The sequence below is a fragment of the Mesorhizobium sp. WSM4822 genome (genome assembly GCF_055811155.1).
This window is the reverse complement of record NZ_JBVVQM010000001.1, coordinates 872,749-897,377: the sequence shown is the minus strand read 5'-3', so window position 1 is coordinate 897,377 and position 24,629 is coordinate 872,749. Positions and strand designations below refer to the sequence as shown.

General features: G+C 63.8%; 20 protein-coding genes and 1 pseudogene. 11 read left to right on the top strand and 10 right to left on the bottom strand.

Features of this window, described 5'->3' with window-relative positions; genetic code table 11:
* Positions 1-135 precede the first annotated feature (135 nt).
* The 3 genes from AC0L3E_RS04475 to AC0L3E_RS04465 are packed head-to-tail and all read left to right on the top strand — an operon-like array spanning position 136 to position 5,449.
* Complete coding sequence (locus AC0L3E_RS04475; protein WP_473604316.1) at positions 136-4,260, top strand: Pls/PosA family non-ribosomal peptide synthetase; 4,125 nt, start codon at positions 136-138, stop codon at positions 4,258-4,260.
* Complete coding sequence (locus tag AC0L3E_RS04470) at positions 4,257-4,742, top strand: GNAT family N-acetyltransferase (RefSeq protein WP_473604314.1); 486 nt, start codon at positions 4,257-4,259, stop codon at positions 4,740-4,742. The genes AC0L3E_RS04475 and AC0L3E_RS04470 overlap by 4 nt, the downstream gene beginning before the upstream one ends.
* Positions 4,739-5,449, top strand: a complete 711-nt coding sequence (locus tag AC0L3E_RS04465; RefSeq protein WP_473604313.1) for a 4'-phosphopantetheinyl transferase family protein — start codon at positions 4,739-4,741, stop codon at positions 5,447-5,449. The genes AC0L3E_RS04470 and AC0L3E_RS04465 overlap by 4 nt, the downstream gene beginning before the upstream one ends.
* Positions 5,450-5,697: 248 nt before the next feature.
* Here the strand turns inward: AC0L3E_RS04465 and AC0L3E_RS04460 are convergent, their stop codons facing one another.
* The gene (locus AC0L3E_RS04460) at positions 5,698-6,843 is read right to left on the bottom strand and encodes a KamA family radical SAM protein (protein ID WP_473604312.1); all 1,146 of its coding nucleotides are present in this window, start codon (positions 6,841-6,843) and stop codon (positions 5,698-5,700) included.
* Between the two features lie 159 nt (positions 6,844-7,002).
* On the opposite strand from AC0L3E_RS04460, the gene AC0L3E_RS04455 reads away from it, so the two are divergent.
* Entirely contained in the window at positions 7,003-7,938 is a 936-nt protein-coding gene (locus AC0L3E_RS04455) for a hypothetical protein (protein WP_128309215.1), read from the top strand.
* Positions 7,939-7,967: 29 nt separating this feature from the next.
* On the opposite strand, the gene AC0L3E_RS04450 is transcribed toward AC0L3E_RS04455, so the two are convergent.
* The 3 genes from AC0L3E_RS04450 to AC0L3E_RS04440 all read right to left on the bottom strand — a co-directional run bounded on the left by AC0L3E_RS04450 (position 7,968) and on the right by AC0L3E_RS04440 (position 10,894).
* Entirely contained in the window at positions 7,968-9,524 is a 1,557-nt protein-coding gene (locus AC0L3E_RS04450) for a serine hydrolase (protein ID WP_127269407.1), read from the bottom strand.
* Positions 9,525-9,868: 344 nt separating this feature from the next.
* Positions 9,869-10,081: a tautomerase family protein gene (locus AC0L3E_RS04445; protein WP_473604310.1), complete on the bottom strand. Its 213-nt coding sequence runs from the start codon at positions 10,079-10,081 to the stop codon at positions 9,869-9,871.
* A 54-nt stretch (positions 10,082-10,135) separates the two neighbouring features.
* Positions 10,136-10,894, bottom strand: coding sequence for an SDR family oxidoreductase (locus AC0L3E_RS04440; RefSeq protein WP_127269409.1), 759 nt, complete (start codon positions 10,892-10,894; stop codon positions 10,136-10,138).
* A 100-nt stretch (positions 10,895-10,994) separates the two neighbouring features.
* On the opposite strand from AC0L3E_RS04440, the gene AC0L3E_RS04435 reads away from it, so the two are divergent.
* The 5 genes from AC0L3E_RS04435 (at position 10,995) to AC0L3E_RS04415 (ending at position 16,014) form a co-directional block, all read left to right on the top strand.
* A complete protein-coding gene (locus tag AC0L3E_RS04435) occupies positions 10,995-11,888 on the top strand; it encodes a LysR family transcriptional regulator (RefSeq protein ID WP_127272499.1) in 894 nt (297 codons plus the stop codon).
* A gap of 284 nt (positions 11,889-12,172) precedes the next feature.
* Complete coding sequence (locus tag AC0L3E_RS04430; RefSeq protein ID WP_128309217.1) at positions 12,173-13,033, top strand: FAD binding domain-containing protein; 861 nt, start codon at positions 12,173-12,175, stop codon at positions 13,031-13,033.
* Positions 13,033-13,509 (top strand): (2Fe-2S)-binding protein, encoded by a 477-nt coding sequence (locus AC0L3E_RS04425; protein ID WP_013530647.1) that lies wholly within the window; start codon positions 13,033-13,035, stop codon positions 13,507-13,509. Before AC0L3E_RS04430 ends, AC0L3E_RS04425 begins: the two co-directional genes overlap by 1 nt.
* Position 13,510: 1 nt before the next feature.
* Positions 13,511-15,781: a xanthine dehydrogenase family protein molybdopterin-binding subunit gene (locus AC0L3E_RS04420; protein ID WP_473604308.1), complete on the top strand. Its 2,271-nt coding sequence runs from the start codon at positions 13,511-13,513 to the stop codon at positions 15,779-15,781.
* Positions 15,769-16,014, top strand: a complete 246-nt coding sequence (locus AC0L3E_RS04415) for a MoaD/ThiS family protein (protein ID WP_128309635.1) — start codon at positions 15,769-15,771, stop codon at positions 16,012-16,014. The genes AC0L3E_RS04420 and AC0L3E_RS04415 overlap by 13 nt, the downstream gene beginning before the upstream one ends.
* A gap of 294 nt (positions 16,015-16,308) precedes the next feature.
* Here AC0L3E_RS04415 and AC0L3E_RS04410 read toward each other — a convergent pair whose 3' ends face one another.
* The 4 genes and pseudogenes from AC0L3E_RS04410 to AC0L3E_RS04395 all read right to left on the bottom strand — a co-directional run bounded on the left by AC0L3E_RS04410 (position 16,309) and on the right by AC0L3E_RS04395 (position 20,445).
* Positions 16,309-18,366: a TRAP transporter permease gene (locus AC0L3E_RS04410; protein ID WP_128309636.1), complete on the bottom strand. Its 2,058-nt coding sequence runs from the start codon at positions 18,364-18,366 to the stop codon at positions 16,309-16,311.
* 87 nt (positions 18,367-18,453) lie between these two features.
* The gene (locus tag AC0L3E_RS04405) at positions 18,454-19,443 is read right to left on the bottom strand and encodes a TAXI family TRAP transporter solute-binding subunit (RefSeq protein ID WP_013530643.1); all 990 of its coding nucleotides are present in this window, start codon (positions 19,441-19,443) and stop codon (positions 18,454-18,456) included.
* A 271-nt stretch (positions 19,444-19,714) separates the two neighbouring features.
* A pseudogene (locus AC0L3E_RS04400) lies at positions 19,715-20,019 on the bottom strand (ABC transporter permease); the annotation flags it as partial.
* Positions 20,020-20,088: 69 nt separating this feature from the next.
* Positions 20,089-20,445: a hypothetical protein gene (locus AC0L3E_RS04395; RefSeq protein ID WP_473604306.1), complete on the bottom strand. Its 357-nt coding sequence runs from the start codon at positions 20,443-20,445 to the stop codon at positions 20,089-20,091.
* Between the two features lie 278 nt (positions 20,446-20,723).
* On the opposite strand from AC0L3E_RS04395, the gene AC0L3E_RS04390 reads away from it, so the two are divergent.
* On the top strand, positions 20,724-21,164 hold the full coding sequence (locus AC0L3E_RS04390; RefSeq protein ID WP_127267000.1) for a hypothetical protein: 441 nt from the start codon (positions 20,724-20,726) through the stop codon (positions 21,162-21,164).
* Positions 21,165-21,236: 72 nt separating this feature from the next.
* Here the strand turns inward: AC0L3E_RS04390 and abc-f are convergent, their stop codons facing one another.
* Positions 21,237-22,859 carry a ribosomal protection-like ABC-F family protein gene (gene abc-f / locus AC0L3E_RS04385; RefSeq protein ID WP_352773983.1) on the bottom strand — a complete coding sequence of 541 codons (1,623 nt, stop codon included), beginning with the start codon at positions 22,857-22,859 and terminating at the stop codon, positions 21,237-21,239.
* Positions 22,860-23,244: 385 nt separating this feature from the next.
* Here abc-f and AC0L3E_RS04380 point away from each other — a divergent pair, with 385 nt between their 5' ends.
* The gene (locus tag AC0L3E_RS04380; RefSeq protein WP_473604305.1) at positions 23,245-23,556 is read left to right on the top strand and encodes a hypothetical protein; all 312 of its coding nucleotides are present in this window, start codon (positions 23,245-23,247) and stop codon (positions 23,554-23,556) included.
* A 306-nt stretch (positions 23,557-23,862) separates the two neighbouring features.
* Here AC0L3E_RS04380 and AC0L3E_RS04375 read toward each other — a convergent pair whose 3' ends face one another.
* Positions 23,863-24,462 carry a YdeI/OmpD-associated family protein gene (locus tag AC0L3E_RS04375; RefSeq protein WP_473604374.1) on the bottom strand — a complete coding sequence of 200 codons (600 nt, stop codon included), beginning with the start codon at positions 24,460-24,462 and terminating at the stop codon, positions 23,863-23,865.
* Positions 24,463-24,629: the final 167 nt, after the last annotated feature.

The following is a 24,629-nucleotide window of genomic DNA, read 5'->3' as shown; positions in this document are numbered from 1 at the left end:
AAGAGCGCCCAGACACAGTTCAGAAACAATATTCAACAGTTCGGAAAAACTGCCGAAAAGATCGGATGGCATAAGCACCCCACAACAACTGGAAAAATGGCCGTGCCGGGCGATGCCCGGCCTGGACGGGAAAATATGGAAATGGATCACGGTGTCGACATCGCCGAACTGGACGCGGAACGATCGGGGCTGGAAAGCGGCCTGGCAAGTGTCGATGCGCTGGTAAGAACGGCCCCCGCGACAGCCAGGCGCGGGCAAATCCTGACGGGCGCCGACTTTGCCCGGAAAGGCCTGCCCGGCGAGCGGCTCGACACCGTCTTCGAACAGCTTGCCGAAATGTTTGCAGCGCTGCCGGCGGTGATCTCGGACGGGCGTGTCTGGACCTATCGGGAACTGGACAGCCGTGCCAACCAGTTCGCCCGCCTGCTGGTCAAGCGCGGCGTGCGGCCGGGCGACCGCGTCGGACTCATCCTCGACCGCTCGGCGGAGACCTATGTCGCGTTGCTCGCCGTGATGAAGGCGGGCGCTGCCTTCGTGCCGCTGGCCACCGCGTTCCCCGAGGAGCGGATGGCGCTCATCATCGAGGACGCCGGCGTCAGCCTGATCGTCACCATCGCCGCCTACGCGTCGCGCGCCGGTCAGCTGCCGGTTCCGCATCTGCTGATCGACAGCACTGCCGCCGAAATCTCCAAAGAGTCCGACGCGCCGCTGAAGCCGCATGCGAAGGCCGCTTTATCGGACGACACCTGCTACATCCTCTACACCTCGGGCACCACGGGCAAGCCCAAGGGCGTGGTCATCAAGCACCAGAGTTTCGTCAATTTCATCCGCGTCGCCGCCGCCTCCTATGGCTACCGGCCGGGCGACCGCGTCTATCAGGGCATGACCATCGCCTTCGACTTTTCCTCCGAGGAGATCTGGGTGCCGTTCGTCGCCGGCGCGACGGTGGTGCCGGCACCGGGCCAGATGCCGCTGGTGGGCGAGGAACTGGCCGATTTCCTGCGGCTTCACGACATCACCTGCATCGCCTGCAGCCCGACGCTGCTGTCGTCGATGACGTCGGATGTGCCCAGCCTGCGCACGCTGCTGGTCGGCGGCGAAGCCTGCCCGCACAATCTGGTGGTGCGCTGGTCGAAGCCGGGCCGACAGATCCTCAACACCTACGGCCCGACCGAGGCGACCGTCACCGCCACAATGGGCGCGCTGACGCCGGACAGCCCCGTCACCATCGGCGCGCCGCTGCCGACCTACTCCATCGTCATTCTCGACGCATCGCTGCCGCAGCTTGCCGAGCCGGGCGAACTGGGCGAGATCGGCATTGCCGGCATCGGGCTCGCGGTCGGCTATCTCAACAGGCCCGACCTGACCGAACAGAAATTCATCGCCGATTTCGTCGGCCTGCCGAACAACCCGTCGAAGCGCATCTACCGGACCGGCGACCTTGGCCGCATCAACGACCAAAGCGAGATCGAGTATAACGGCCGCATCGACACCCAGGTGAAGATCCGCGGCTACCGCATCGAGCTCGGCGAGATCGAGGCGGTGCTGCTCGACCAGCCCGAGATCGCGCAGGCTGCGGTCACCACCTGGGAGATCGAGCCCGGCCGCGTCGAACTCGTCGCCTATTACGCCCCCAAGGCCGGCCAGAAGGCGATCTCGCGCGCCGACCTCGCCAGGACGATGAAGCGGCGGCTGCCCGACTACATGGTGCCCTCCTATCTGGAGGAACTGCCTGTTATCCCGATGACGGTTTCCAACAAGGTGGATTTGCGCCAGCTGCCGAAGCCGACAAGCGTGCGGCTTTCGGGCGATCGCGCCATGGTCGCGCCCGGCAATGACGACGAGCGTTTCCTCGCCGACGCGCTGGCCGCCGTACTGAAATTCGACGAAGTGTCTGTCGAGGACAATTTCTTCGACGATCTCGGCGCCAACTCGCTGCTGATGGCGCATTTCTGCGCGCGCCTGCGCACCAGGAAGGAATGGGCGACGGCGTCGATGCGCGACATCTATCTCCACCCGACCGTGGCGCGTCTCGCGCTGCACCTGGGCGTGGCGGACGAGATGGCGACGGCCACCAACGAGCCTGTCCTCACCCGCCGGGCCTCGAATTTCGCCTACTGGACCTGCGGCGCCGCACAGCTGCTGTTCTACGCGCTCTACAGCTATGGCGCCCTGTGGGCGGTCAATGACGGCCTCAACTGGATGTATGACGCGCTCGACGATCCGCTGCAGCTCTACATCAGGTGCGTGGCGCTTTCGGCCGCCGTGTTCTTCGGCATGTCGGGCTTTGCCGTCATCGCCAAATGGGTGCTGGTCGGCCGCTGGAAGGCGGAGGCGTTTCCCATCTGGGGCGTGCGCTACTTCCGCTTCTGGGTGGTCAAGACATTGATCCGCACCGCCCCCGTCGTGCTGTTCCGCGGCAGCCCGCTCTACAGCATCTACCTGCAGCTTCTCGGCACCAAGCTCGGCAAGAACGCCGTCATCGAATCGAAATCCGTCCCCGTCTGCACGGATCTCATCTCGATCGGCGCCAACACCATCCTGCGCAAGGAATCGATGATCCTCGGCTTCCGGGCGCAGTCCGGCTATATCCACACCGGGCCGCTGACCATCGGTCGCGATGCCTTCGTCGGCGTCGGCTCGACGCTCGACATCGACACCCGCATCGGCGACGGCGCCCAGCTCGGCCATTCGTCCTCGCTGCACCGCGGACAAAGCATACCGGACGGCGAACGCTGGCATGGATCGCCGGCGGTGCCGACCACGGCCGACTATTGCAAGGTGCGCAATGTCGATCCGTCCAACATCCGGCGCTTCCTGTTCGAAGCGGTTCAACTGATCGGACTGTTTGCCATCGTCACCCCCTTGCCGCTTTTGTTCCACAGCTATTGGGAAAATGTCGGCGACGATTACCAGGAAACGATCGGCATCGTCGCGATCGGCACCACGGTCACGCTTTTCGGCTACATCGCCGTGGCCTTCCTAGCGGCGACGCTGGTGCCGCGCCTGACAAACCTGATCCTGAAGCCAGGCCGCACCTACACGCTTTACGGCTTTCGCTACTGGCTGCAGACGGTCGCCGAATTCTCGAGCAACTCCCGCGTGCTAGGTCTCCTGTTCGGCGACAGCTCGGCCATCGTGCACTATATCAGGGCCATCGGCTGGAACCTCAACAAGGTGGTGCAGACCGGCTCCAATTTCGGCTCCAACCAGCAGCACGAAAACCCGCTTCTGTGCGAGATCGGCACCGAGACCATGGTGTCGGACGGGCTGTTCATGATCAACATGCACAAATCCGCCTCCGCCTTCCGGCTCGAGCCGACGAGGATCGGCGAGCGCAACTATCTCGGCAACAACATCTACTATCCGCCGGACGGGCGCACCGGCGACAACGTCCTGCTCGGCACCAAGGTGATGATCCCCATCGACGGGCCGCTGCGCGAGAACGTCGGGCTTCTGGGTTCCCCTGCCTTTGAAATCCCGCGCATGGTGAACCGCGACAAGGAACTCATCGCGGGCGTCGACGAAGACGACCGGCGCCGGCGCATCCCGCACAAGAACCGCCACAATCTGGTGACGATCCTGCTGTTCGTGGCAACGCAATGGGTCATGCTGTTCGCCACGCTGGCGATCTGGGACCGGGCGCTGAACTACTACACCGAATGGGCTGAGGTCGCGCTGTTCGTCGCCGTGCTCCTGACCTCGGCGATCACCATTCCGTTCTACATCTTCGTGGAACGGGCAAGCCTTGGTTTCGGCCGGCTGAAGCCGCAGATGACGACCATCTACGACGTCGCGTTCTGGCGCCACGAGCGCCACTGGAAGCTGGCGGATTCGCCGATCGTGCGGCTGTTCGCCGGCACGCCGTTCCGGCCCATGATCCTGCGCATGCTGGGCGTCAAGATCGGCAGCCGTGTCTATGACGGCGGCAGCAACCTCACCGAACGCTCGCTGGTGGAGATCGGCGACGACGCCACCCTCAACGAGGGCTGCGTCATCCAGGCCCATTCGCTGGAGGAAGGCGCTTTCAAGTCCGACTTCATCCGCATCGGCAAGGGCTGCACGCTCGGACCTTCAGCCTTTGTCCACTACGGCGTCGTGATGGGCGAAGGCTCGGTGGTCGATGTCGACTCCTTCGTCATGAAGGGCGAAGAACTGGAGCCCAACTCCATATGGCGTGGCAACCCGGCCAAGCTGCACCGCTTCGTCGAGCCGATCACCGACGATGGCTCCAAGGCATCGGCCAGGGCATCGGCTTGAAGAAGGGCATCGGCTTGAACACCGGGGACATCCGTCTCGTTGCCGTGACCGAGGCCAACCGTGCCCTGGTCACGGCCCTGGAACTCGCCCCGGAGCAGAAGGATTTCGTCGCCGGCAATGCGGCGTCGCTGGAAGAAGCCGGGACTGACGAAGACGCACGGCCACGCGTCGTCATGGCAGGGACCCGTGTCGTCGGTTTCCTCATGTACGAGGCGCCCGAGGATGACGACGAGGCGCGCATCTACCGCTTCATGATCGACCGCGCTTCTCAAGGCAAAGGTTACGGCAAGGCCGCGCTGCGCGAAGTGCTGGGCGAAATCCAGGGGCTCGGCCACATCAGCCACGTCTCGATCTGCTACGAACCGGAGAATGATGCGGCGCGAAACCTCTATCGCAGCGCCGGTTTCGTCGAAGAAGGGCTGGACGAGGACGGCGAAATGATCGCCGGTCTCGCTTTGCCGGCACGGACGCACGAGCCGTGACGCGGTTGCCCGAGGAAATCGCCTTGGCCGAAGCGATCGCCGCCATCGCACCATCGGGAGTCCGGATCGGATGTCGGATGATCCGCGACGGCGACGAGGCCCATCTGCTGCCCGGAGAAGCGCATTCCATCCCCGTGCGTCGGCCTGTCATGCGGCGCGCCAGCGGCGCGGCCCGGTGGATCGCGCACGGACTGCTGGCGGAGCTTGGCGCCGGCGACGTCGCCATCCTGCGCACGCCAACCGGCGCGCCGGTCTGGCCCGACGGGATAACCGGTTCGCTCGCTCACGACGACGACATAGCCGTGGCGGCGGTTGCACCGATTGGCGATATCGCCTCGCTCGGCATCGACGTCGAGCCTGCGCAGCCTCTCCCGGATGATATTTTGGCGCTCGTGACAACGCCCGCGGACCGCACGAACGCAGCCGACCGGCATCTTGCCGGCCGCATCCTCTTTGCCGCCAAGGAAGCCGTCTACAAGGCCGTCTATCCGCTCGATCGCGAGGTGCTGGGCTATGAGGACATCACCGTCGACCTGAACGCAGGCCAGGCGACGACGAAGACGGGCCGCAAGACCAGGCTCGTTTACTGCGCTGCCCCGCGCGTGGTGGTGCTGGCGTTTATCGATGGAGATGGGGTTTGGGGTCGGCGCGATTATTCTGCTGCGCTACGGCGTCATGAGTTCCTAGCCGAAAGCGGCAATCGTTGACGTTGGCGCTGCCCCTCACTGTCCTGCCGGACATCTCTCCCCGTATAGTGACGGGGAGAGAGGGGCTGGCCGCGACGCCGGCATTCTTCCCGCAACGCTGGAGATTGGCGAAATCGCCGATGACAGCACCCCTCTCCCCGTCACTTTACGGGGAGAGGATGCCGGCAGGCAGGAGAGGGGCGGCGCAGACGCTGGCCATTATGAACGGTCGCTGTGACGCTGTAGGATTATCCGGGTGGATCCTGGCATCACGAGCCTGGAATCTTCGAAGACTGTTCCTCTTGCGCGCCAACGATCTCCCTATATTCCCGCACTTCGCCATCGAGCCCGCGCAGCCGCCAGCTCTCCCCCTGCCTGCCCTCGACATGACAGGGCCCGATCGGCACCTTGCCGCCGCCTTCCGGCAGGTCGAGCACATAGACGGGGTTGCAGATGCCCGACAGCCGCGCCCGCAGCGCTTCGGTCAGCGCCTGTCCCTGCGCGATCGTCGTGCGCCGGTGCGCCATGCCGCGCGCGAGGTCGCCATGGTGCAGGTAATAGGGTTTGACGCCGAGGCGGTACATCAGCTCGCGGCAGAGCTCCTCCAGCGCCTCGATGCTGTCGTTGACGCCTTTGAGCAGAACGCTCTGGTTGAGCAGCACGAACCCGGCTTGCCGAAGCGTGCGGCAGGCCGCTTCCGTGGCCTGAGTGATTTCCCGCGCGTGATTGAAATGGGTGACGACGGTGACCATCAGCCGACCCTGCAGCGCCGCGACGAGCGCTGATGTAATGCGCGACGGCAGCACCACCGGCACGCGCGTATGGATGCGCAGCAGCCGCACATGGGGGATCGCTTCGATGCGCGCGAAGATGTCGGCCAGCGCCTTGTCGGGCAAGGACAGCGGATCTCCGCCGGTCAGGATCACCTCGCGGATTTCGGGGTGATCCGCGATATAGGCCAGCGCCGGCTCCAGCGCCTCGTGCGTATAGCCACGACCGATCGAGGTCAGCGATTCCTTGCGGAAGCAGAACCGGCAATAGACCGCGCATTGATAGGTCGGGAACAGCAGCACCCGGTCGGCATGGCGGTGCGTCAATCGCGGCACCGGGCTGAAGTCATGGTCGGCGATCGGATCGTCGAGCTCGCCCTCCGCTTCCTCAAGTTCTTGCGGCGACGGAATGACCTGCGCCCGGATCGGATCGGCGGCGTCGTTCCAGTCGATCAGGTCGAGATAGGCTTTGGGCGCGCGCACCTTGTGGTTCGCCGCCGCGGCCCGGGCGGCCGCGCGCTCGGCTGGCGACAGCGGGAGGGACGCCAGGTCGCGCACGTGGCGCACACCGGCGCGGACGTCCGCCTGCCAGGCGGTGTCGGGATCGACGGCGGGTGCATCGTGGAGGTTGGTGTCTGAAGTCATCAGGGTTCTCAGGACAGTTTCTGGCGGAGCTATCGGCCGGATGGCCAGGCGGGTCAACCTTCCGGGGTGGCCGCCGCCATCAAATCCACCGCCTGCAAATCCGTAGGTATTTAGCCAAAATGGCACTATTCTGCGCAGTCTGGGCTTCAGGGAAAACGAATGGATTTCAGCACAGGCCATGGTTACCTGCTCATCGGCGGCCTCATCCTCGTCGGTACTGGGCTGCTCATCCTGTCGCTGATCGTCAATCTGCGCGTCGCCCACAGTGTGCGCGACGACGTGCGCCATCGCGAAAAGCTGCTGGAATACCACCGCAACATCTTCTCGCAGTTGGGCGTGATCCTGATCGGCATCGGCGTGTCGCTGTTCATCTTCTTTTTCCAGCAGAATTACCAAGACCAGCGCAGACGCGAAGCGGATCTTCAGCAGGTTCTGGCCAAGCTGGCGGCGCGCATCGCTCGTGGCGCTCCCCTCGTCGAGTCACTTGGCGAATTCGACGGGCTGCTGGATGACGGCGGGGCCTATATTAGTCCCGAACTTGGTGGAACCAACGCCGCCATCGGCGCGCAGGGAGCGGAGCTTGGCAAGCAGGTCCGCGAAATCCTGCTGGTTGAGCGCGACGTCGACATCCGGGACTTCGACATCCTCAACCTGTCGCGCGATTTCGAGTCGTCGTTCGTCGTCAACGAGCTCGATCCGACGCTATGGTTCGACATCGTGCGCGACGAGAGCGAGATCAAATATGCCATCACCCAACTCACCCTCGACTACAAGGACCTGCAGGATGCGATCGGCGGCGAGCCGATCGAGGTTGCGATCGCCAATCCTGAAACCGAGCGCAAGATCAAGCACGAGGTGCTCGACATCTTCTACGATGCCGACCTCTTGCGCCAGCGCAGCAGGCGATTTCTTGGCCGCGCATGCTGGCTTCTCAGCCACGGACGCAGCTTTGTCAGTCTTGCAACGGTCGATGCGATCGAGGCCGATGCGAAGTCACATCAGGAATGGATAGACAGGTCGAAGCCCTTGCTGGCGCAGACGAAATCGGGCAACGGCGATTGCTTCAAACTGCTCCGGTACGGCCCGGCATCCTGAACTCCCGGCCGCACCGTTCGATTTGGAAGTCAGTCCCCCACACGTTGCAGCGTGCCGAGATGATTGTCGTCGAGAAAACCTACGGTCATGGCCGACGCCTTGCCGTCAGCGCCGACCACAAAACTTACACCCGAGGGGCTATCCGGCGTCTCCGCGTCGGGGAAGGTCAGGAAAAGGTCACCGTCGAAATGCCTCAATGAGTAGGACCGGCCGGCGGCCGGGCCTACCCTGAGCACAAGGTGGTCTCCCGCTTCCGACACAATCGCATCGCCGATGAAGTCGTTGGCGTACCGGCCGGCATAGACGCTGTCCGGCCCGGCTGGCCGTGGCGGAGACGGCGGCGCGGCATAGGCGGCCTTGGCCGCCGCGACCGCCGGACCGAACAGGCCCGCATAGATATCATTCCACGCCTTGACCCAGTCCTTCTCGACGTTACCGTCGAAGACGAGATCGGCGAAGCTGTCGGACAATCCCTCCGGCAGGCCAGTCGGAAAGGCGTTGGCGACGATGACGATGCCCAGCTTCTCCTTTGGGAAGACTGTCACCAGGGTACGCGCCCCGACACTGAAGGCGCCGGCGTGGCCCCAGCTCAGGCCGTGTCGGCCGAATTCGACGTTCCAGCCGAGGCCGTAGAACGATGCGCCGCCGGAGACGGGGTTGTTGCCGCGCGCTATCAGCGGAACATGCGTCTGGCTTAGCGCATCGGCGGCAATCAGTGTCTTGCCGGCATAAACGCCGTTGCCGAGGATGAGGCGCAGCCATTGCGAGAGGTCACGTGCCGTGGAGCTGACGCCGCCGGCGGGCGCCTGCGCATCCGGATCGCGCTCTATCTTCGCGGCCCAGGCGCCATCGACCTTGACGTGAAGCGCAGCACGGTTGCTTTGCTTGACGAAGTCCGAATGACGGGAACTGGTCGAGGCCATGCCAAGCGGACGGTAGAGCTTCTCCTCGGCGACCTCCTCCCAGGGCTTTCCTGTCGGTGTCGCGGCTGCCATGGCACCCTCTGTCAATCCGAAATTGCTGTAGGCATACCCGGCGCGAAAGCTCGACGATGGTGGCACGAACCGCAGGCGATGCACGATCTCGACGCGGTCGTAGCCAATACCTTCGAGGTCGTCTCCGGCGGTGCCTGGAAGCCCGCTGCGATGCGAAAACAGGTCACGAACGGTGAGTTGGCTCGCCGGATAAGGATCGGCCAACCGGAAGGCCGGATCGAGATCGGCGATCTTCGAATCCCAGGACACGATCCTGTCGCTAACCAACGCCGCTACGACGGTGGCGGAAACCGGTTTGGAAAGGGAGGCGATCTGGAACACCGTGTCGGCGTCGACGGTCTCTGGCTTGCCGGCCTCGCGATGCCCAAAACCCTTGAGGAAGATCACCTCGTCATCGCGCACGACGCCGATGGCGAGACCGGGTACAGCACCGTCCGCTACGGCGGCTTCGGCAAGCGCTTCGAGCTTCGACAGGGCAGCAGTGATGCGCTCGGGCGTGAGGGTATCGGCCGGCGCCGCGTGCGGCCAAAGCACCATTGCGGCGATGAAGACCCAAACCCTCCAATGACAGAGATTCCGATTCAGCCGCATGCACAAGCCTCCTCCCAAGCATTCACAAGGCCATGATACAGGGCCGCACGGGTGAGGCCAGCCCTTCTCGGGCCATTCGCGCAACCGGACGGTCGATCTCCTGATCGGCCGCGCCGACGACGCCATCACCTCTGCCGGGCTACCGCATCGACGTCGAAAGCGCGCTGATCGAACATCCGGCGGTCAACGAGCGAGTTGCCGAAGACACCCAGCGGCAAGATTCAGCGGTTCCTGCTGAGGAAGGCCGAGGTGGAGAAGCGGAAGGGGGTGATGCTGCCGATCTCCCCACTTGTGGGACCCGAAGGACGGGCGAGACCCGTGGCTCGCCCGGGAACGGCCCGGCACTACTCCTTTGCGCGAAAAACTTCCGGCACGACGAACACTTCCTCGGCCCGGCCATAGCCGCCGTCGGCGACCTCCTCCACCAGCACCATCGTGAAGGGGCGCACACCCTCGCCGAAAAAGTCGACGAACATGGCTGTCGTTCGATGGATGAGGTCTTCCTTCTGCGCCCTTGAGAGCGCCGCTTGCGGTAACTTGATGTTGGCGAATGGCATGATCTTTTCCTTTCTGTGGAATTTGAGGTTCGGCGTGGAGCGGTCGGCGACGGCTCAGACGACGCCGCCATTGGCGCGGATGATTTGTCCGTTGACCCAGAAGCTGTCCGGCCCGGCCAGGAACGAGACCAGCCCGGCAATGTCGTCGGGCTGGCCAAGCCGGCCGAGCGGGATCATCTTGCCGATGGCCTCGATCTGCGCCTCGCTCTTGCCGTCCGTGAACAGCGCGGTTTCGATCGGCCCGGGCGCTACTGCGTTAACTGTGATGCGGCGCGCGCCAAGCTCCTTGGCCAGGATGTGGGTCATCGCCTCGACACCCGCCTTGGTGGCGGCGTAGACGCCGTAGCCCGGCTGGTAGAGGCCGACGACGCTGCTGGAAAAATTGACGATGCGGCCGCCGTCGCGAAGCCGGCGCGCGCCTTCCCGCATGCCGCGGAACACGCCGCCGAGATTGATCGCGATCTGCGTGTCGAACGAAGCGTCGTCGGTCTGCGCCATCGGCGAAATCTTCATGACGCCGGCATTGTTGACGAGGATGTCGATGCCGCCGAACGCCTTCTCGCCGGCGTCGAACAGCGCTGCGATCCCATTCGGATCGGCGATATCGGCCTGAACGGCGATTGCCTTGCCGCCGCCGGCTTCGATGCTGCGCACAAGCTCTTCGGCCTCGGCGCGGCCCCGTGCATAATTGAGGACGACGGCGACGCCATCGCGGGCGAGCCGCTGTGCGATGGCGGCGCCGATGCCTTTGGAGGCGCCGGTCACGATCGCGGTTCTGGTTTGGCCACCCGTACTTGTTTGATTGGATGTCATGGAAGTCTCTCCGTGTTGGTGACACGGATATAGGCCGACCCGCTTTCCGTATAATCAGCCATCTATTGACATCACTATTCGGAAATTGCGAACAAGGGCCATGGATCGACTGGACACGATGCGGCTCTTCGTTCGCGTTCTGGAGCGGCGCAGCTTTACCGCTGCCGCGGCCGATCTCGGCCTGCCGCGTTCAACTGCAACGGAAGCGATCCGGCGGCTGGAAGAGCATCTCGGCGCGCGGCTTCTGGAACGAACGACGCGGCAGGTGAACGCCACGCAGGACGGCGAAGCCTACTATCGGCGCTGCCTGTCGATCCTGGCCGAGATCGAGGATGCCGAGGCCGCCTTTCGCAATGCCGAGCCTTTCGGCCTGCTGCGCATCGACGCCAGCACGCTGCTCACCCGCACATTCCTGTTGCCGCGCCTGCCGGAGTTCCTCGCCCGCTATGTCAGGATCGACCTGCAGATCGGCCAAAGCGACCGGCTGGTCGATCTCGTGCGCGAAGGCGTCGACTGCGTCATCCGCGTCGGCGAGCCGCCCGACAGCGGCATGATCATGCGGCGGCTGGCTGTCATCCGCGAGATCACCTGCGCCAGCCCTGCCTATCTCGAGCGCCACGGCACGCCCGTCTCCCCCGATGCGCTCGACGGTCACCAGGCGGTGGGCTTTGTTTCGTCGCGCACCGGCGAGACCCTTCCGTTCGAATTCACCGTCGCCGGCAGTATCCGTGAGGTGCGGCTGCCATGCCGCGTCGCCGCCAACAATTCCGACACCGCCGCCGATCTGGCGCGGCTTGGCCTCGGCCTCATCCAGGCACCGCGCTATCGCTTCGAGAAGGATCTGGCGGATGGGACGCTCGTCGAGGTGCTGGCCGACTATCCGCCATCGCCGACACCGCTGTCGGCGCTCTACCCGCAGAACCGTCAGCTCTCGCCACGCCTGCGCGTCTTCCTCGACTGGGCCTCGCGCATCTTCGCCGAGGCCGATCTCTAGGGCAATTCCAGGAAAAATGTGAACAGTTTCCCGGCAAAGCGCGTCACGGGCTGAGGCCGTTCCGGTCCAAAGGCGGACAAGGGCGAATGAGCGCACTTGATCCATAGCCGAAGTTTCACGAAAATCATCCCAAAGTCGGTTGCTGCCATTCAGCGCGCCACTTTCCGTCTGTTGGACTGGATATTGCGGCGCCTGGCCTAATCGCCGCAGTTGAGGAACCGGATAGCCATTATGAGGAGACTGTTTATAACGGTCGCTGAAATCGCGATGACCAAGGGGAGACGATGCGCTACATACGTCCGCTTTCAATAGAAGATGCCGTTGGCCACTTGGCCGGGTCGGCTGGTACGGCCGCCATCCTCGCGGGAGGCAGCGACCTCCTGGTCAGGATGAAGGGCGGCTTTGCCGAACCAGAGCTGATCGTCGACATCAAGGCGATCGATGGCTTGAGCGAGATCCGGGAAACTGCTGAAGGCTTCAGCATCGGCGCCGCGGTTCCCTGCGCCGTCCTGGGAGAGAACACCGCCCTCAAGAAGGCATGGCCTGGTGTCGTCGAGGCGGCCAAGCTGATCGGCTCCAAGCAGGTGCAGGGACGCTGCACCATCGTGGGCAATCTCTGCAACGCCTCGCCGGCCGCCGATAGCGTGCCGGCGCTGGTTGCCGCCGGCGCCAAGGCAGTGGTCGTCGGGCCGGCGGGCCGGCGCACGATTCCCGTGCAGAGCGTGCCGACCGCGCCGGGCAAGACGTCGCTGGCCAAAGGCGAGATCATCGAGGCGATCCTGCTCGACAAGCGCGAGCCGCGCTCTGGCGATGCCTATCTGCGTTTCATTCCACGCACCGAGATGGATATCGCGGTGGTCAGCGCCGGGGTGAACCTGACGCTCGACGAGCACGGGGTCGTCAAATCGGCCCGCGTAGCGCTGGGCGCCGTGGCGGCGACGGTGCTTCTGGTCGAAGAAGCCGCGGAGGTGCTCGTTGGCTCCAGGCTGGACGAAGCGACGCTGGAGCGGCTCGCCAAGGTCTGTGCGGGCGCCTGCCGTCCCATCGACGACAAGCGCGGCACCATCGAATTCAGACGAAAAGTTGCGGGTGTGCTGGCCCAGCGGGCCGCCACATCAGCCTATGCACGTGCAGGAGGCAAATGATGGCTGGTATAGCAGTTTCAACGACAATCAACGGCGACGCTGTCGAGTATCTTTGCCAGCCGGACGAGACGCTGCTCGATGTCCTGCGCGATCGGCTGGGGCTGACGGGCGCCAAGGAAGGCTGCGGCACCGGCGACTGCGGCGCCTGCTCGATCATCCTCGACGATCGGCTGGTTTGCTCATGCCTGGTGCTCGGCGCCGAGGCTGAAGGCCGGCGCGTCGAGACCATCGAGGGCATGGCCCATGGCGATACGCTGCACCCGCTGCAGCAGAAGTTCCTCGAGCATGCGGCGCTGCAATGCGGCATCTGCACGCCGGGCTTCCTGATCGCGGCCAAGGACCTCCTGGCCAAGAACCCCGACCCGACCGAGGAGGAAATCCGCTTCGGCCTCGCCGGGAACCTCTGCCGCTGCACCGGCTACGACAAGATCGTGCGCGCCGTCCAGGACGCGGCCATCGTGATGAAGGGAGCCTGAGATGAATTTCGATCCACGTTTTTCCGGACGTAAATTCGCCTCCGTCGGCACGCGTCCGATCCGTCCCGACGGCATCGACAAGGTGACGGGCCGCGCGCGCTATGGCGCCGACTTCAACATGGCCGGCCAGCTGGTCGGGCGTGTTCTCAGAAGCCCGCACGCTCACGCCAGGATCGTCAAGATCGACACCTCGAAGGCGGAAAAGCTCGCCGGCGTCAAGGCGGTGATCACCGCGGCCGACCTGCCCGATCTCACCGATGGCGATGCCGCCATGTACGACGTCCTCGACAATTGCATGGCGCGCACGAAAGCGCTCTATGACGGCCACGCGGTGGCCGCGGTCGCCGCGATCGATGCCCGCACCGCCAGGCAGGCGCTGAAGCTCATCGAGATTGAATACGAGCTTTTGCCGCATGTCACCGATGTCGACGAGGCGGCGAAGCACACGGCGCCCTTGATCAATGATGCCATCTTCACCGAGGGCCTCGAGGAAAAGCCGGTAAAACCCTCCAACGTCACCAAGCGCAGCCAGTTTGGCCATGGCGATGTCCATCAGGGTTTCGGGCAGGCCGACTTTATCGTCGAGCGTTCCTTCAAGACCGAGCAGACGCACCAGGGCTATATCGAGCCGCATGCCTGCGTGGCGAATTTCAGCTCCGACGGCACCGCCGACCTCTGGGTGTGCACGCAAGGCCATTTCGTCTACCGCCAGCACTGCGCCCAGTTGCTTGGCATGGAAGCCTCGAAACTGCGCGTCACCTCCTCGGAGATCGGCGGCGGTTTTGGCGGCAAGACCCATGTCTGGGCCGAGCCGGTGGCGCTGGCGCTGTCGCGCAAGGCCGGACGGCCGGTGAAGCTGGTGATGACCCGCGACGAGGTGTTCCGCGCCTCGGGCCCGACCAGCGCCACCTCGATCGACGTCAAGATCGGCGCCCGCAAGGACGGCACGATCACCGCCGCCGAAGCGACGCTGCGCTACAGCTGCGGCCCGTATGCCGGCTCCTGGGCCGAGATCGGTGCGATGACGGCGTTCGCCTGCTACAAGCTCGATAACGTCAAGACGGTCGGCTACGAAGTGCTGGTCAACCGGCCGAAGACCGCGGCCTATCGCGCGCCTTCGGCGCCGATGGCGGCGTTCGCTGTGGAAAGTGCTGTCGACGAGCTGGCCAAGAAGATCGGCATGGACCCGGTCGACTTCCGCATCAGGAACGCCGCGCAGGAAGGCACACGGTCCTCCTACGGCCCGGTCTACGGACCGATCGGCATCGGCCCGACGCTGGAGGCGGTGAAGAGCCATCCGCACATGAAGGCGCCGCTGGGCCCGAACCAGGGCCGTGGCATGGCTTGCGGCTTCTGGTTCAATTTCGGCGGCCAGACCTGCACCGACCTCAACATCGGCATGGACGGCTCGGTCTCGCTTGCGGTCGGCACGGTCGACGTCGGTGGCTCGCGCGCCTCGCTGTCGCTGGTGGCGGCGGAGGAACTCGGCATCGACTATTCCCAGGTCAAGGCGATCGTCGCCGACACGTCCAGCCTCGGCTACAACGACATGACGGACGGCAGCCGCGGCACCTTCTCGTCTTCCATGGCGACGATCTCGGCCGCCCGCAACGCGATCAAGATCCTGCGCGAGCGCGCCGCGCAGATGTGGGACATTGCCGTCGACGACGTGGTCTGGGAAAAGGGCCACGCGATCGCCAAGGGCGAGAAGCACGGCAATCTCGGCAAGCTGTCGCTAAAGGAGATCGCGGTCGAGTCGGGCAAGACCGGCGGCCCGATCGCCGGCCACAGCGAACTCGTCGCCGATGGCGCCGGCGTCTCCTTCGCCACCCATATCTGCGATATCGAGGTCGATCCCGATACCGGCGCTACCAGGGTCATCCGCTACACGGTCGTGCAGGATGCCGGCAAGGCGGTGCACCCGACCTATGTCGAGGGCCAATACCAGGGCGGTGCCGCGCAAGGCATCGGCTGGGCGCTCAACGAGGAGTATATCTACGGCAAGGACGGGCGGCTGCAGAATGCCGGCTTCCTCGACTACCGCATCCCGGTCTGTTCGGACCTGCCGATGATCGACACGCAGATCCTCGAAATCCCCAACCCCAACCACCCCTACGGGGTGCGCGGCGTCGGCGAGACGTCGATCGTGCCGCCGCTGGCGGCGATCGCCAATGCGGTGTCGAATGCCGCTGGCGTACGCATGACGCACATCCCGATGTCGCCGCCGCGCATCCTGGCGGCGATCGAGGCGGAACGGGAATGGTCGAAGTAACGCTCTGGGGCTCGCTCGCCGCGACCGCCGGAGGCCAGAGCAAGGTCGAGATCGAGGCCAAGGACATAAGGGAGCTGTTCAGGAAGCTGGCTGAACAGTATCCCGGCCTCGAGCCCTTGATCGACAAGGGCATCGCGGTTGCGATCGACGGGACGATCTATCGCGATACGTGGTCGAAGAAGCTGCCGCAGGGGGCGGAGATTTTTCTGCTGCCGCGGTTGGCGGGGGGGTGATGGGACAGCTGACAGGGTAAAAAGTACACTGTCACCGTAATTCTAAGAAGGCCAAAAACCGCTGTTGGATTCGACCGGGAGGAGGGTCTGATTTGCGCCTCATGCCGGTCATCGCCACGGCTCATCGCCTCTTCTCACGAGCGGACATCTTCGCGACTAGGCTGAAGCTCGCTCGGCGCCGAGAACCGCAGCGAATGTCATGGACTCGATGGTCCGCCCTCTCATCTTTCCGTCCGCCCACCGCATATGCGCGACGTCGAAACTCCGGGAAGGATTGCGTTGGAGCGGCGCTGATCAGACTGGCTGCGCCTCTTCAGTGTGGCGTGCGTTCCAATGGCGCAGCAGGACCGGGACGAAAAGCGCCACGCCGAGTAGCGAGGAATAGAGTTCGGGTGCCACCAGAAGCAGGGCGGCGAACACGAGCAGCACGTTTTCCCATGGGCGTGTGCGCACCAGAAGGTAGCGCGATAGCGCGGCGCCCAGGCAGGTGATGCCCAGCACGCAGCCGAAAAAGGCGAGGAAGAAGTTCGGCCAGGTGAAATCCTTCGTCACCAGCAGCAAGGACGGTGAGAAGACGAACACGAAAGGAACCAGTGCCTTACCCATCCCCAGCCGGAAGGCGGTGTTGCCGGTCTTGAACGGGTCCGCCCCCGCCATGCCAGCGGCGGCGTACGCCGCCAGCGCCACCGGTGGTGTGATGTCCGCCAGCAGTCCGTAATAGAACACGAAGAAGTGAGCGACGATCGGCTCGGTGCCGAGCATAACAAGCGCCGGCGCCGCGATCGTCACCATAATGATGTAGTTCGCGGTCGTCGGGATGCCGCAGCCCATCAGGATGCAGACGACGCCAGTCATGATCAAGGTGAACAATAGGGTCAGACCCTGGGCCGAGAAGATCGCCTCAGGGATGAAGGTGCCGAAGAGAAGGGAAAGGTGTCCAGCCGTCGATGTGACGATGTAGGACAGCTTGAAGCCCACTCCGGTCAGGGTGACGACGCCCACGACGATGCCGACGGTTGCGGCGGCGGCTCCGACTGCGAGCGCATATTTGGCGCCGTCGCGCAGGCACATCACGATGTCGGCGACAGACATGCGCCGGCGCGGATTGAGCAAGCCGACGAGAATACACAAGGTGATGCCCCAGAAGGCGGCCATGTAGGGCGTGTAGCCCGAGAGCAGCACGCCGATGAGGACGACGAGCGGGATGATCGTCGGCCAGTCCCGCTTCAGCGCCTCGACGACATCGGGCATCTCGTCCGGCCTGAGCCCCCTAAGGCCGGTTCGCTTGGCCTCGAAATGCACCTGCATGAACACGCCAAAGAAGTGCATGAAGGCGGGCACGATGGCGGCAAGGATGATGGTCGTGTAGGGTAGTTCGAGAAATTCGATCATCAGGAAGGCCGCTGCGCCCATGATCGGCGGCGTCACCTGACCGCCGGTCGAGGACGCCGCTTCCACCGCTGCGGCGAAATGTTTCTTGTAGCCGAGCTTGATCATCGCCGGGATGGTCAGCGAGCCGACGGTAACGGTGTTGGCGACCGACGAGCCGGAAATCATGCCGAACAGCGCCGAGCCGAAGATCGACACCTTGGCGGGACCGCCGGCGTAGCGGCCGGCGACCCACGCCGCGCAGTCGAGGAAGAGCTGGCCGAGGCCAATGCGGGTGGCGAAGACGCCGAACAGCACGAAGTGGAAGACGTAGGTGGCGACGACGCCGAGCGCGATGCCGTAGATGCCCTGCGTCGTCAGATAAAGGTGATCGACAAGCTGGGAGACGGACGCGCCGGGGTGCACTAGAATGCTCGGCATGTACCGCCCCAACAGCGCGTAGGCCATGAAGACGACGGCGATGATGGGCAGCGGGATGCCGACGGAGCGGCGCGTCGCCTCCAGCAGAAGCAGGATGAGGATAAGGCCGAACACCACGTCGAGCGCCGTGGGATTGCCGACGCGGAAGGCAAGGTCGTCGAGCGGGATCATAGGCACGTGCATGACGACGACGACCGCAGCGATCGCCAGCAGCCAGTCGAAAAGGGGTATGCCGAGCGGCCGCAGGAGGCTGGACCGCGCGGGCTGGTCGTAGCTTTTCTTCACCAGCGGGAAGACGAGGAAGATCAGCGCCAGCACCATCGACAGGTGGATACCCCGGTGCAACATTTCCTGCAGCAGGCCGAAACCGGCGGTGTAGTAGTGAAACAGTGACAGCGCCACCAGGAGGAAGCCGACCAGCCAGCCCGCGACACGGGTCAGTGGCCGGAAGCGGATTTCGGAGTCGAATTTCTCCTCCAGTTCGCGAGCGTTCTCCTCATCGAACTCCATTGCGGAAAGCTTGATCTTGTCGTCATCGCTCATGGCCGGTTCCGTGTCCTGAATTTCCAGACAAAAGAGGCGGAAAGCATCCCTTCCGCCTCGTTGTTGTCAGCCGGGTCCAAATGGCTATTATTTCAGGGTGCCGACTTCCTTGTAGAATTTCTCTGCGCCGGGATGAAAAGGAATGCCGGCGCTGGTAACCGCGTTCTGGAGCGTGATCAGCTTGCCCTTGGCGTGGCCTGCCTGCAGGGCCTTTTGGGTTTCGTCGCTGTAAAGCGACTTGACGATCTTGTAGACGAGGTCGTCGGTCTGCTTGGCGCTGGTCACCCATTGAGCGGCGACGGAAATGGTCTTGGTTTCGCCGACATTTTTGTAGGTGCCTTCCGGCACGGTGTCGGTGGAGAAGAACTTCTGCTCGGACAGCAGCTTGTCGGCCTCGGGGCCGGTGATCGGCACCAGCGTGATGTTGTTGGTGGTGGCAAGCTCAACGATGGCGCCGGTCGGATAGCCGCCGACGAAGAAATAAGCGTCCATGGCGCCATCCTGCAGCCGCTCTCCGGCCGGGCCAGGCTTGAGATATTCGGGCTGCACGTCCTTTTCAGCCAGACCGTAAGCGCCAAGCACAAGTCGCGCATCGACGATGGTGCCGGAGCCCGGCTCGTCAAGAGAGACGCGTTTGCCCTTGAGATCCGCCACCGACTTAATGCCGGCGTCGGCGCGCGCGACCAAATGGATCGTCTCGGGATAAAGCGTCGCGATGAGGCGCAGGTCATCAATCTTGGGCTTGCCCTCGTAGAGGCCGGTGCCCGAATGCGCCCAGTAGGCGACGTCGGATTGCGTGAAGCCCGATTCGGACGCGCCCGACTGGATGGCGCTGATGTTGGCTACCGAACCGTTGGAGGACGTGGCGGTGGCGACCAAGCCTTCGACGCCGGCCGCGCCGGTTGCCGAGATGGCGTTGGCGATCAGGCCGCCCACCGGATAGTAGGTGCCGGACGTTCCGCCCGTGCCGATGCGGAAAAACGCCTGCTGCGCGCGTGCCGGCGAAAATCCGGCCGCAGCCAGTGCCAGAGCGCCCGCGCCTATGGAAAAGGTGCGGCGGTTGATCGAAATAGTCATGCTACCTCCCAGTCTAAAGACGGCAGGATGTTGCAGCGGCCAAGGTGTTGTCAACCTGTACGCGCTTTTTGAGAGCGGATCGGTCCTCGCGGGCTGGGGCTGTCGGCTGTTGCTGGCCGTGGCGCATCCTCAACAGGTGCAAATTTTGAAGAAGCACCAAAATTCGATCTGAAGCTTCATCATTGGTTGAACGGCAGTAGTTCGCATCCTTGCGCCAAAAAGCTGCCTGTCTGAATTCGGCCCAAACGCAGCCATTCACCTCAACCCGCTCCTATCTCTCCTCCACAATCCTCAAATAAGCCGCCGTCACGAATAGCACGATCAGCCCGAACAAGATCCGCCTTGCCCCCTCCGGCATTTGCAGGATGGTCAAGAGCGTCGTCAGCACGGTCAGGATCAGCGCGCCGATGATGGTGCCGGTGTAGCCACCACGGCCGCCGAAGATCGAGGTGCCGCCGATCACGGCGGCGGCCACCGAGGGCAGCACCAGCGGTTCGGCGAGCGACAGCGATGGGCCTTGATCAGGCCAATATAGCGCAGGCGGGTGATGCCGGCGAGCACGCTGGAGATCACATAAGGCCCAACGGCGGCTCTCCATCACTCGCTTCGCAGCCCCGGCCTTTTGCCCGGAAGGCGCCGCCAAGGCTATGGATACTTCGTCGGCCGCACCCCAGGGTTCAAATTGCCCTGCAGTTCCTTCGGCAGCGGCAGGCTTGAGCATTGCAGGTGCACCTCGCGGGCGAAGAGCTTTCGTTGCTTCTGCTCATGCTCCTTGATGGCTGCGACGAGCCCCATCGAGTATGGACCAAGCAAGACGCCGAACCCCCATCCGGGATGCTCCTTCTCGCGAGCCTGGTAATCCGAAGCAGCCCTGCGTGCCTGCTGGCATGCCGGCGAAGCCCATTTCTGGTCCTGCTGCGAAAGCGACGCCTCATAGTCGACCGGGGAGGTCGCGCATCCGGTCACTGCCGCAGCCAATGCGAGGCAGATTGCGATTCTCATCCGAAGCCTCTCCTAAGCCTTGTGCAGGGCCTGCATAGACCTCTTCATCCCACAAGGCGATAGCTGCGGTAAGGCACCTTCTCCACCCTCCGCAACCCCTCGCCCCTCCCCGGGCCTTCCCGCAGCCGGATTCGAACCCATACCTGGAACCAAATCACGGGGCCTGGAACCAAATCACGGGGCCTGGAACCAAATCACGGGCGAGACTGTTCAGTTGTAACTTTGATCCCACGCCGACATCCCGGCCGGCAAAGCGGCGACATTGAGGAGTTCTCACCATGAAGATTTCATCCGGATTTCGTTCCATCGCGGTTGCCGCCATCGCCACCGCGAGCATCGGCTTTGCCAGCGCCGCGCATGCCGATAGCGGCACGATCCGCTTCGCCGTCTACAAGGCGGCGTTTTTCGTCGGCGGCTCCGGCGGCAAGGGCACCTTCACCTTCCATGGCAAGAGCTACCCGATCTCAATCGGCGCCGTGTCCGGAGGCCTGGCTTTCGGCGTGTCCAAGACATATTTCCGCGGCACGGTTCGCCATATCCGCCGCGCCCGCGACGTGACCGGGGTCTACGGAGCAGCCGGCGGCGGCGGCACGATCGGCAAGGGAGCCCAGGTGATCATCATGACCAATGACAAGGGCGCCCAACTCGAACTCACGGGCAAGCAAGTCGGCCTGCAGGTCAACGCCGACCTCAGCGGCATGGCCATCTCGTTCGAGTAAGGCCGTCATTCCAGCCGGACCATATTCAAAGGGCGGTGCCGGCTTCGAGCCGACGCCGCCCTTATCATTTACCTAGCTCCTGAGCCCCGGCGCTTCCTGGCCGGTCCGCTCGACATATTCCGTATAGCCGCCGCCATAGGTGTGGATGCCTTCGGGCGTCAGTTCCAGCACGCGGTTGGAAAGCGCTGCGAGGAAATGCCGGTCGTGCGAGACGAACAGCATGGTGCCCTCGTACTGCGAAAGCGCCGTGATCAGCATCTCCTTGGTGGCGATGTCGAGATGGTTGGTCGGCTCGTCCAGCACCAGAAGGTTGGGCGGGTCGAACAGCATCAGCGCCATCACCAGCCGCGCCTTCTCGCCACCTGACAGCACGCGGCATTTCTTCTCGATCTCGTCGCCCGAAAAACCGAAGCAGCCGGCAAGTGCCCTGAGCGGCGCCTGGCCGGCTTGCGGAAACGCGTCCTCCAGCGTCTGGAACACGGTGCGCTCGCCTTCCAGCACCTCCATGGCGTGCTGGGCGAAATAACCCATCTTGACACTTGGGCCCCGCGCGACCGTGCCGGTGTCGGGCTCGGAAGCGCCGGCGACCAGCTTCAAGAGCGTCGATTTGCCGGCGCCGTTGACGCCCATGATGCACCAGCGCTCGCGGCGGCGCACCTGGAAGTCGAGCCCCTCATAGATGGAGCGGCTGCCATAGCCCTTGTGGACGTTCTTCAGCGTCACGACATCTTCGCCGCAGCGCGGCGCCGGCAGGAAATCGAAGGAAACCGTCTGGCGGCGCTTCGGCGGCTCGACGCGGTCGATCTTGTCCAGCTTCTTCACCCGGCTCTGCACCTGCGCGGCATGCGAGGCGCGCGCCTTGAAGCGCTCGATGAAGGCGATCTCCTTGGCCAGCATTGCCTGCTGGCGCTCGAACTGTGCCTGCTGCTGCTTGTCGGCGATCGCCCGCTGCTGCTGGTAGAATTCGTAGTTTCCCGAATAGGCGGTCAGCGAACCGGCGTCGATCTCGACCACCTTGTTGACGATGCGGTTCATGAACTCTCGGTCGTGCGAGGTCATCAGCAACGCGCCATCATAGTTTTTCAGGAAGGATTCCAGCCAGATCAGGCTCTCCAGGTCGAGATGGTTGCTTGGCTCATCGAGCAGCATGGCGTCGGGCCGCATCAACAGGATGCGGGCCAGCGCCACGCGCATCTTCCAGCCGCCGGAGAGCTTTCCGACATCGCCGTCCATCATCTCCTGCGAAAAGCCGAGACCGTCGAGCACTTCGCGGGCGCGGCCATCCAGCGCATAACCGTCGAGTTCCTCGAAGCGGTGCTGCGCCTCGCCGTATTTTTCGATGATTTCGTCCATCCGGTCGGCCTGCTCGGGATCGGCCATGGCCGCCTCGAGGGCTGCCATTTCGGCCGCGACTTCGGACACCGGCCCGGCGCCGTTCATCACTTCGGCCACAGCGCTGTGGCCTTCCATGTCGCCGACATCCTGGCTGAAATAGCCGATGGTGACGCCGCGATCGACCTGCACCTGGCCTTCGTCAGGCTGCTCCTGGCCGGTGATCATGCGAAACAGCGTCGTCTTGCCGGCGCCGTTCGGCCCGACGAGGCCGACCTTCTCGCCCTTCTGCAGGGAGGCCGACGCTTCGATGAAGACAAGCTGACGGCCGTTCTGCTTGCTGATGCTTTCAAGTCTGATCATGCGGTGTCCGGGCTATATGCTTGCGCGAAAGGATTTGCCCGGCGCCTTACGCGAAGGATGGCCGCAAAGGAAGAGGCGCAAGCGCCGCAGCGGCGGAACGCTCTCCTTCCCCCCTTGTGGGGGAAGGTGGATCGGCGCGTCAGCGCCGAGACGGATGAGGGGTGTTCCAGCGAAGTGAGACGTCGGCGTTCCCTGGAACACCCCTCATCCGACCTCGCTTCGCGAGGCCACCTTCTCCCACAGGGGGAGAAGGGAAAACCCCGGCAGACACACTCCAGAAACAAGATTCAACATCCGGGAAAAACTCGCGAAAACATCGCCTGTCATAACCACCCTCGCGGCGGTCAAGCGGGCTGCTGCACAACGCGAAGAAATGGTCCCGAAAATGCAACGACGTTCGACCGGATGGATCGGTGCCCTGACAGGCATTTCGCTCGCCATGCTGGCGGTCGCACAATCGGGTGCGGACGCAGCGGTCACCCGGAGCGAATATTGCAGCCAGCTCGGCCTTCAACTCGACGGAGCCATTCAGACCAAAGCCAAACCCGGTGCCAGTGCAGGCGAGATCGCCGAGGCAACCGCGCTCCAGGACAAGGCGAACCGGTTTTGTGCCGAGCGCAAGCAGGCGCAAGGCATCCGGACCTATGCCAATGCCCTGAAACTCCTTGGAGTGACGCCGGTCGACCTGAACCAATAGTATCTGCCTTTGAACCATCAAGCACGCCAAGGCTGCTTGATCGCCCCTCCTTCCTGACTTCCTCCCGGGAAAAGGCCGCCACTCGCAAAAGCGAGGGCGGCTTTTTTCTTGGCTACGCAATGCCGGAGGAAATGCGCGGCAGGCACCTGTCAAATCCGCATAAAAACAGATGCTTATAACAATTCGGCGATTCAGATACTGAAGCACTTCATGCGACGCTGAGTGCCGATCACAATCTGCCCAGGAATCGGGTGGCGGGCCGCATGCGAAACGCATGCCCCTCGCCGCAGAAAGAGCCTGAGCGGCTTACTTCCTGCCTTGCGGATGGATCGTCTCGCCGCGCTTCAGCATTGCTACGAACGTCTCGATCTTCTTCTTGCGCCCGGCCTCGGTCTTCATGTTGTGGGTGCGGAAGGCGAGCGCGAAGCGGTTTTGCGCGCTGAGTTTTTCAAGCATCGCCTTGGCGGCGGGTTCCGCGTCTATGGCTGCTTGCAGGTCGTCGGGGATTTTCATCTGCTTGCCGCTGCCATAGGCGCGCGCCCAGCGCCCGTCCGCCTTGGCCGCCTCGACCTGTTTGAGCCCATGCTCGGTCATGCGGCCCTCCTCGACCAGCCGCGCGACATTGTCGATGTTGATCAGGCTCCAGATGCTCTTCCGGCCGCGCGGCGTGTAGCGCTGCAGGAAACTCTTGTCGTCCAGCCCCTTGCGCACCGCGTCGATCCAGCCGAAGCACAGCACCACGTCGATGGCTTCCTTCGGCGTGATCGACTTCAGTCCCGACCCCACCTTGTGAACCTTGATCCACACTTCGGTTTCCGTGGCGTGGTGCTTGCCGAGCCACGCGTAGAAGCTGCCCGCATCCGGAAACTCGTGCACCTTGTCGGGATCGACCTTGACCGGCGCCATTAGCCGGCCTGTTTGTTCAGTGCCGCTCGCGCCACCATAGTTCCTGCTCCCACTGTCGTATTGCCCCGCATTGCGCCCATCGTCATCGCCCGGCATGTGGCACAGATCGCTGTCAGTTTTCGTCAGTTGCGTCACCACAAGCTAAGGAAAGCATCGCCGCGCGACTT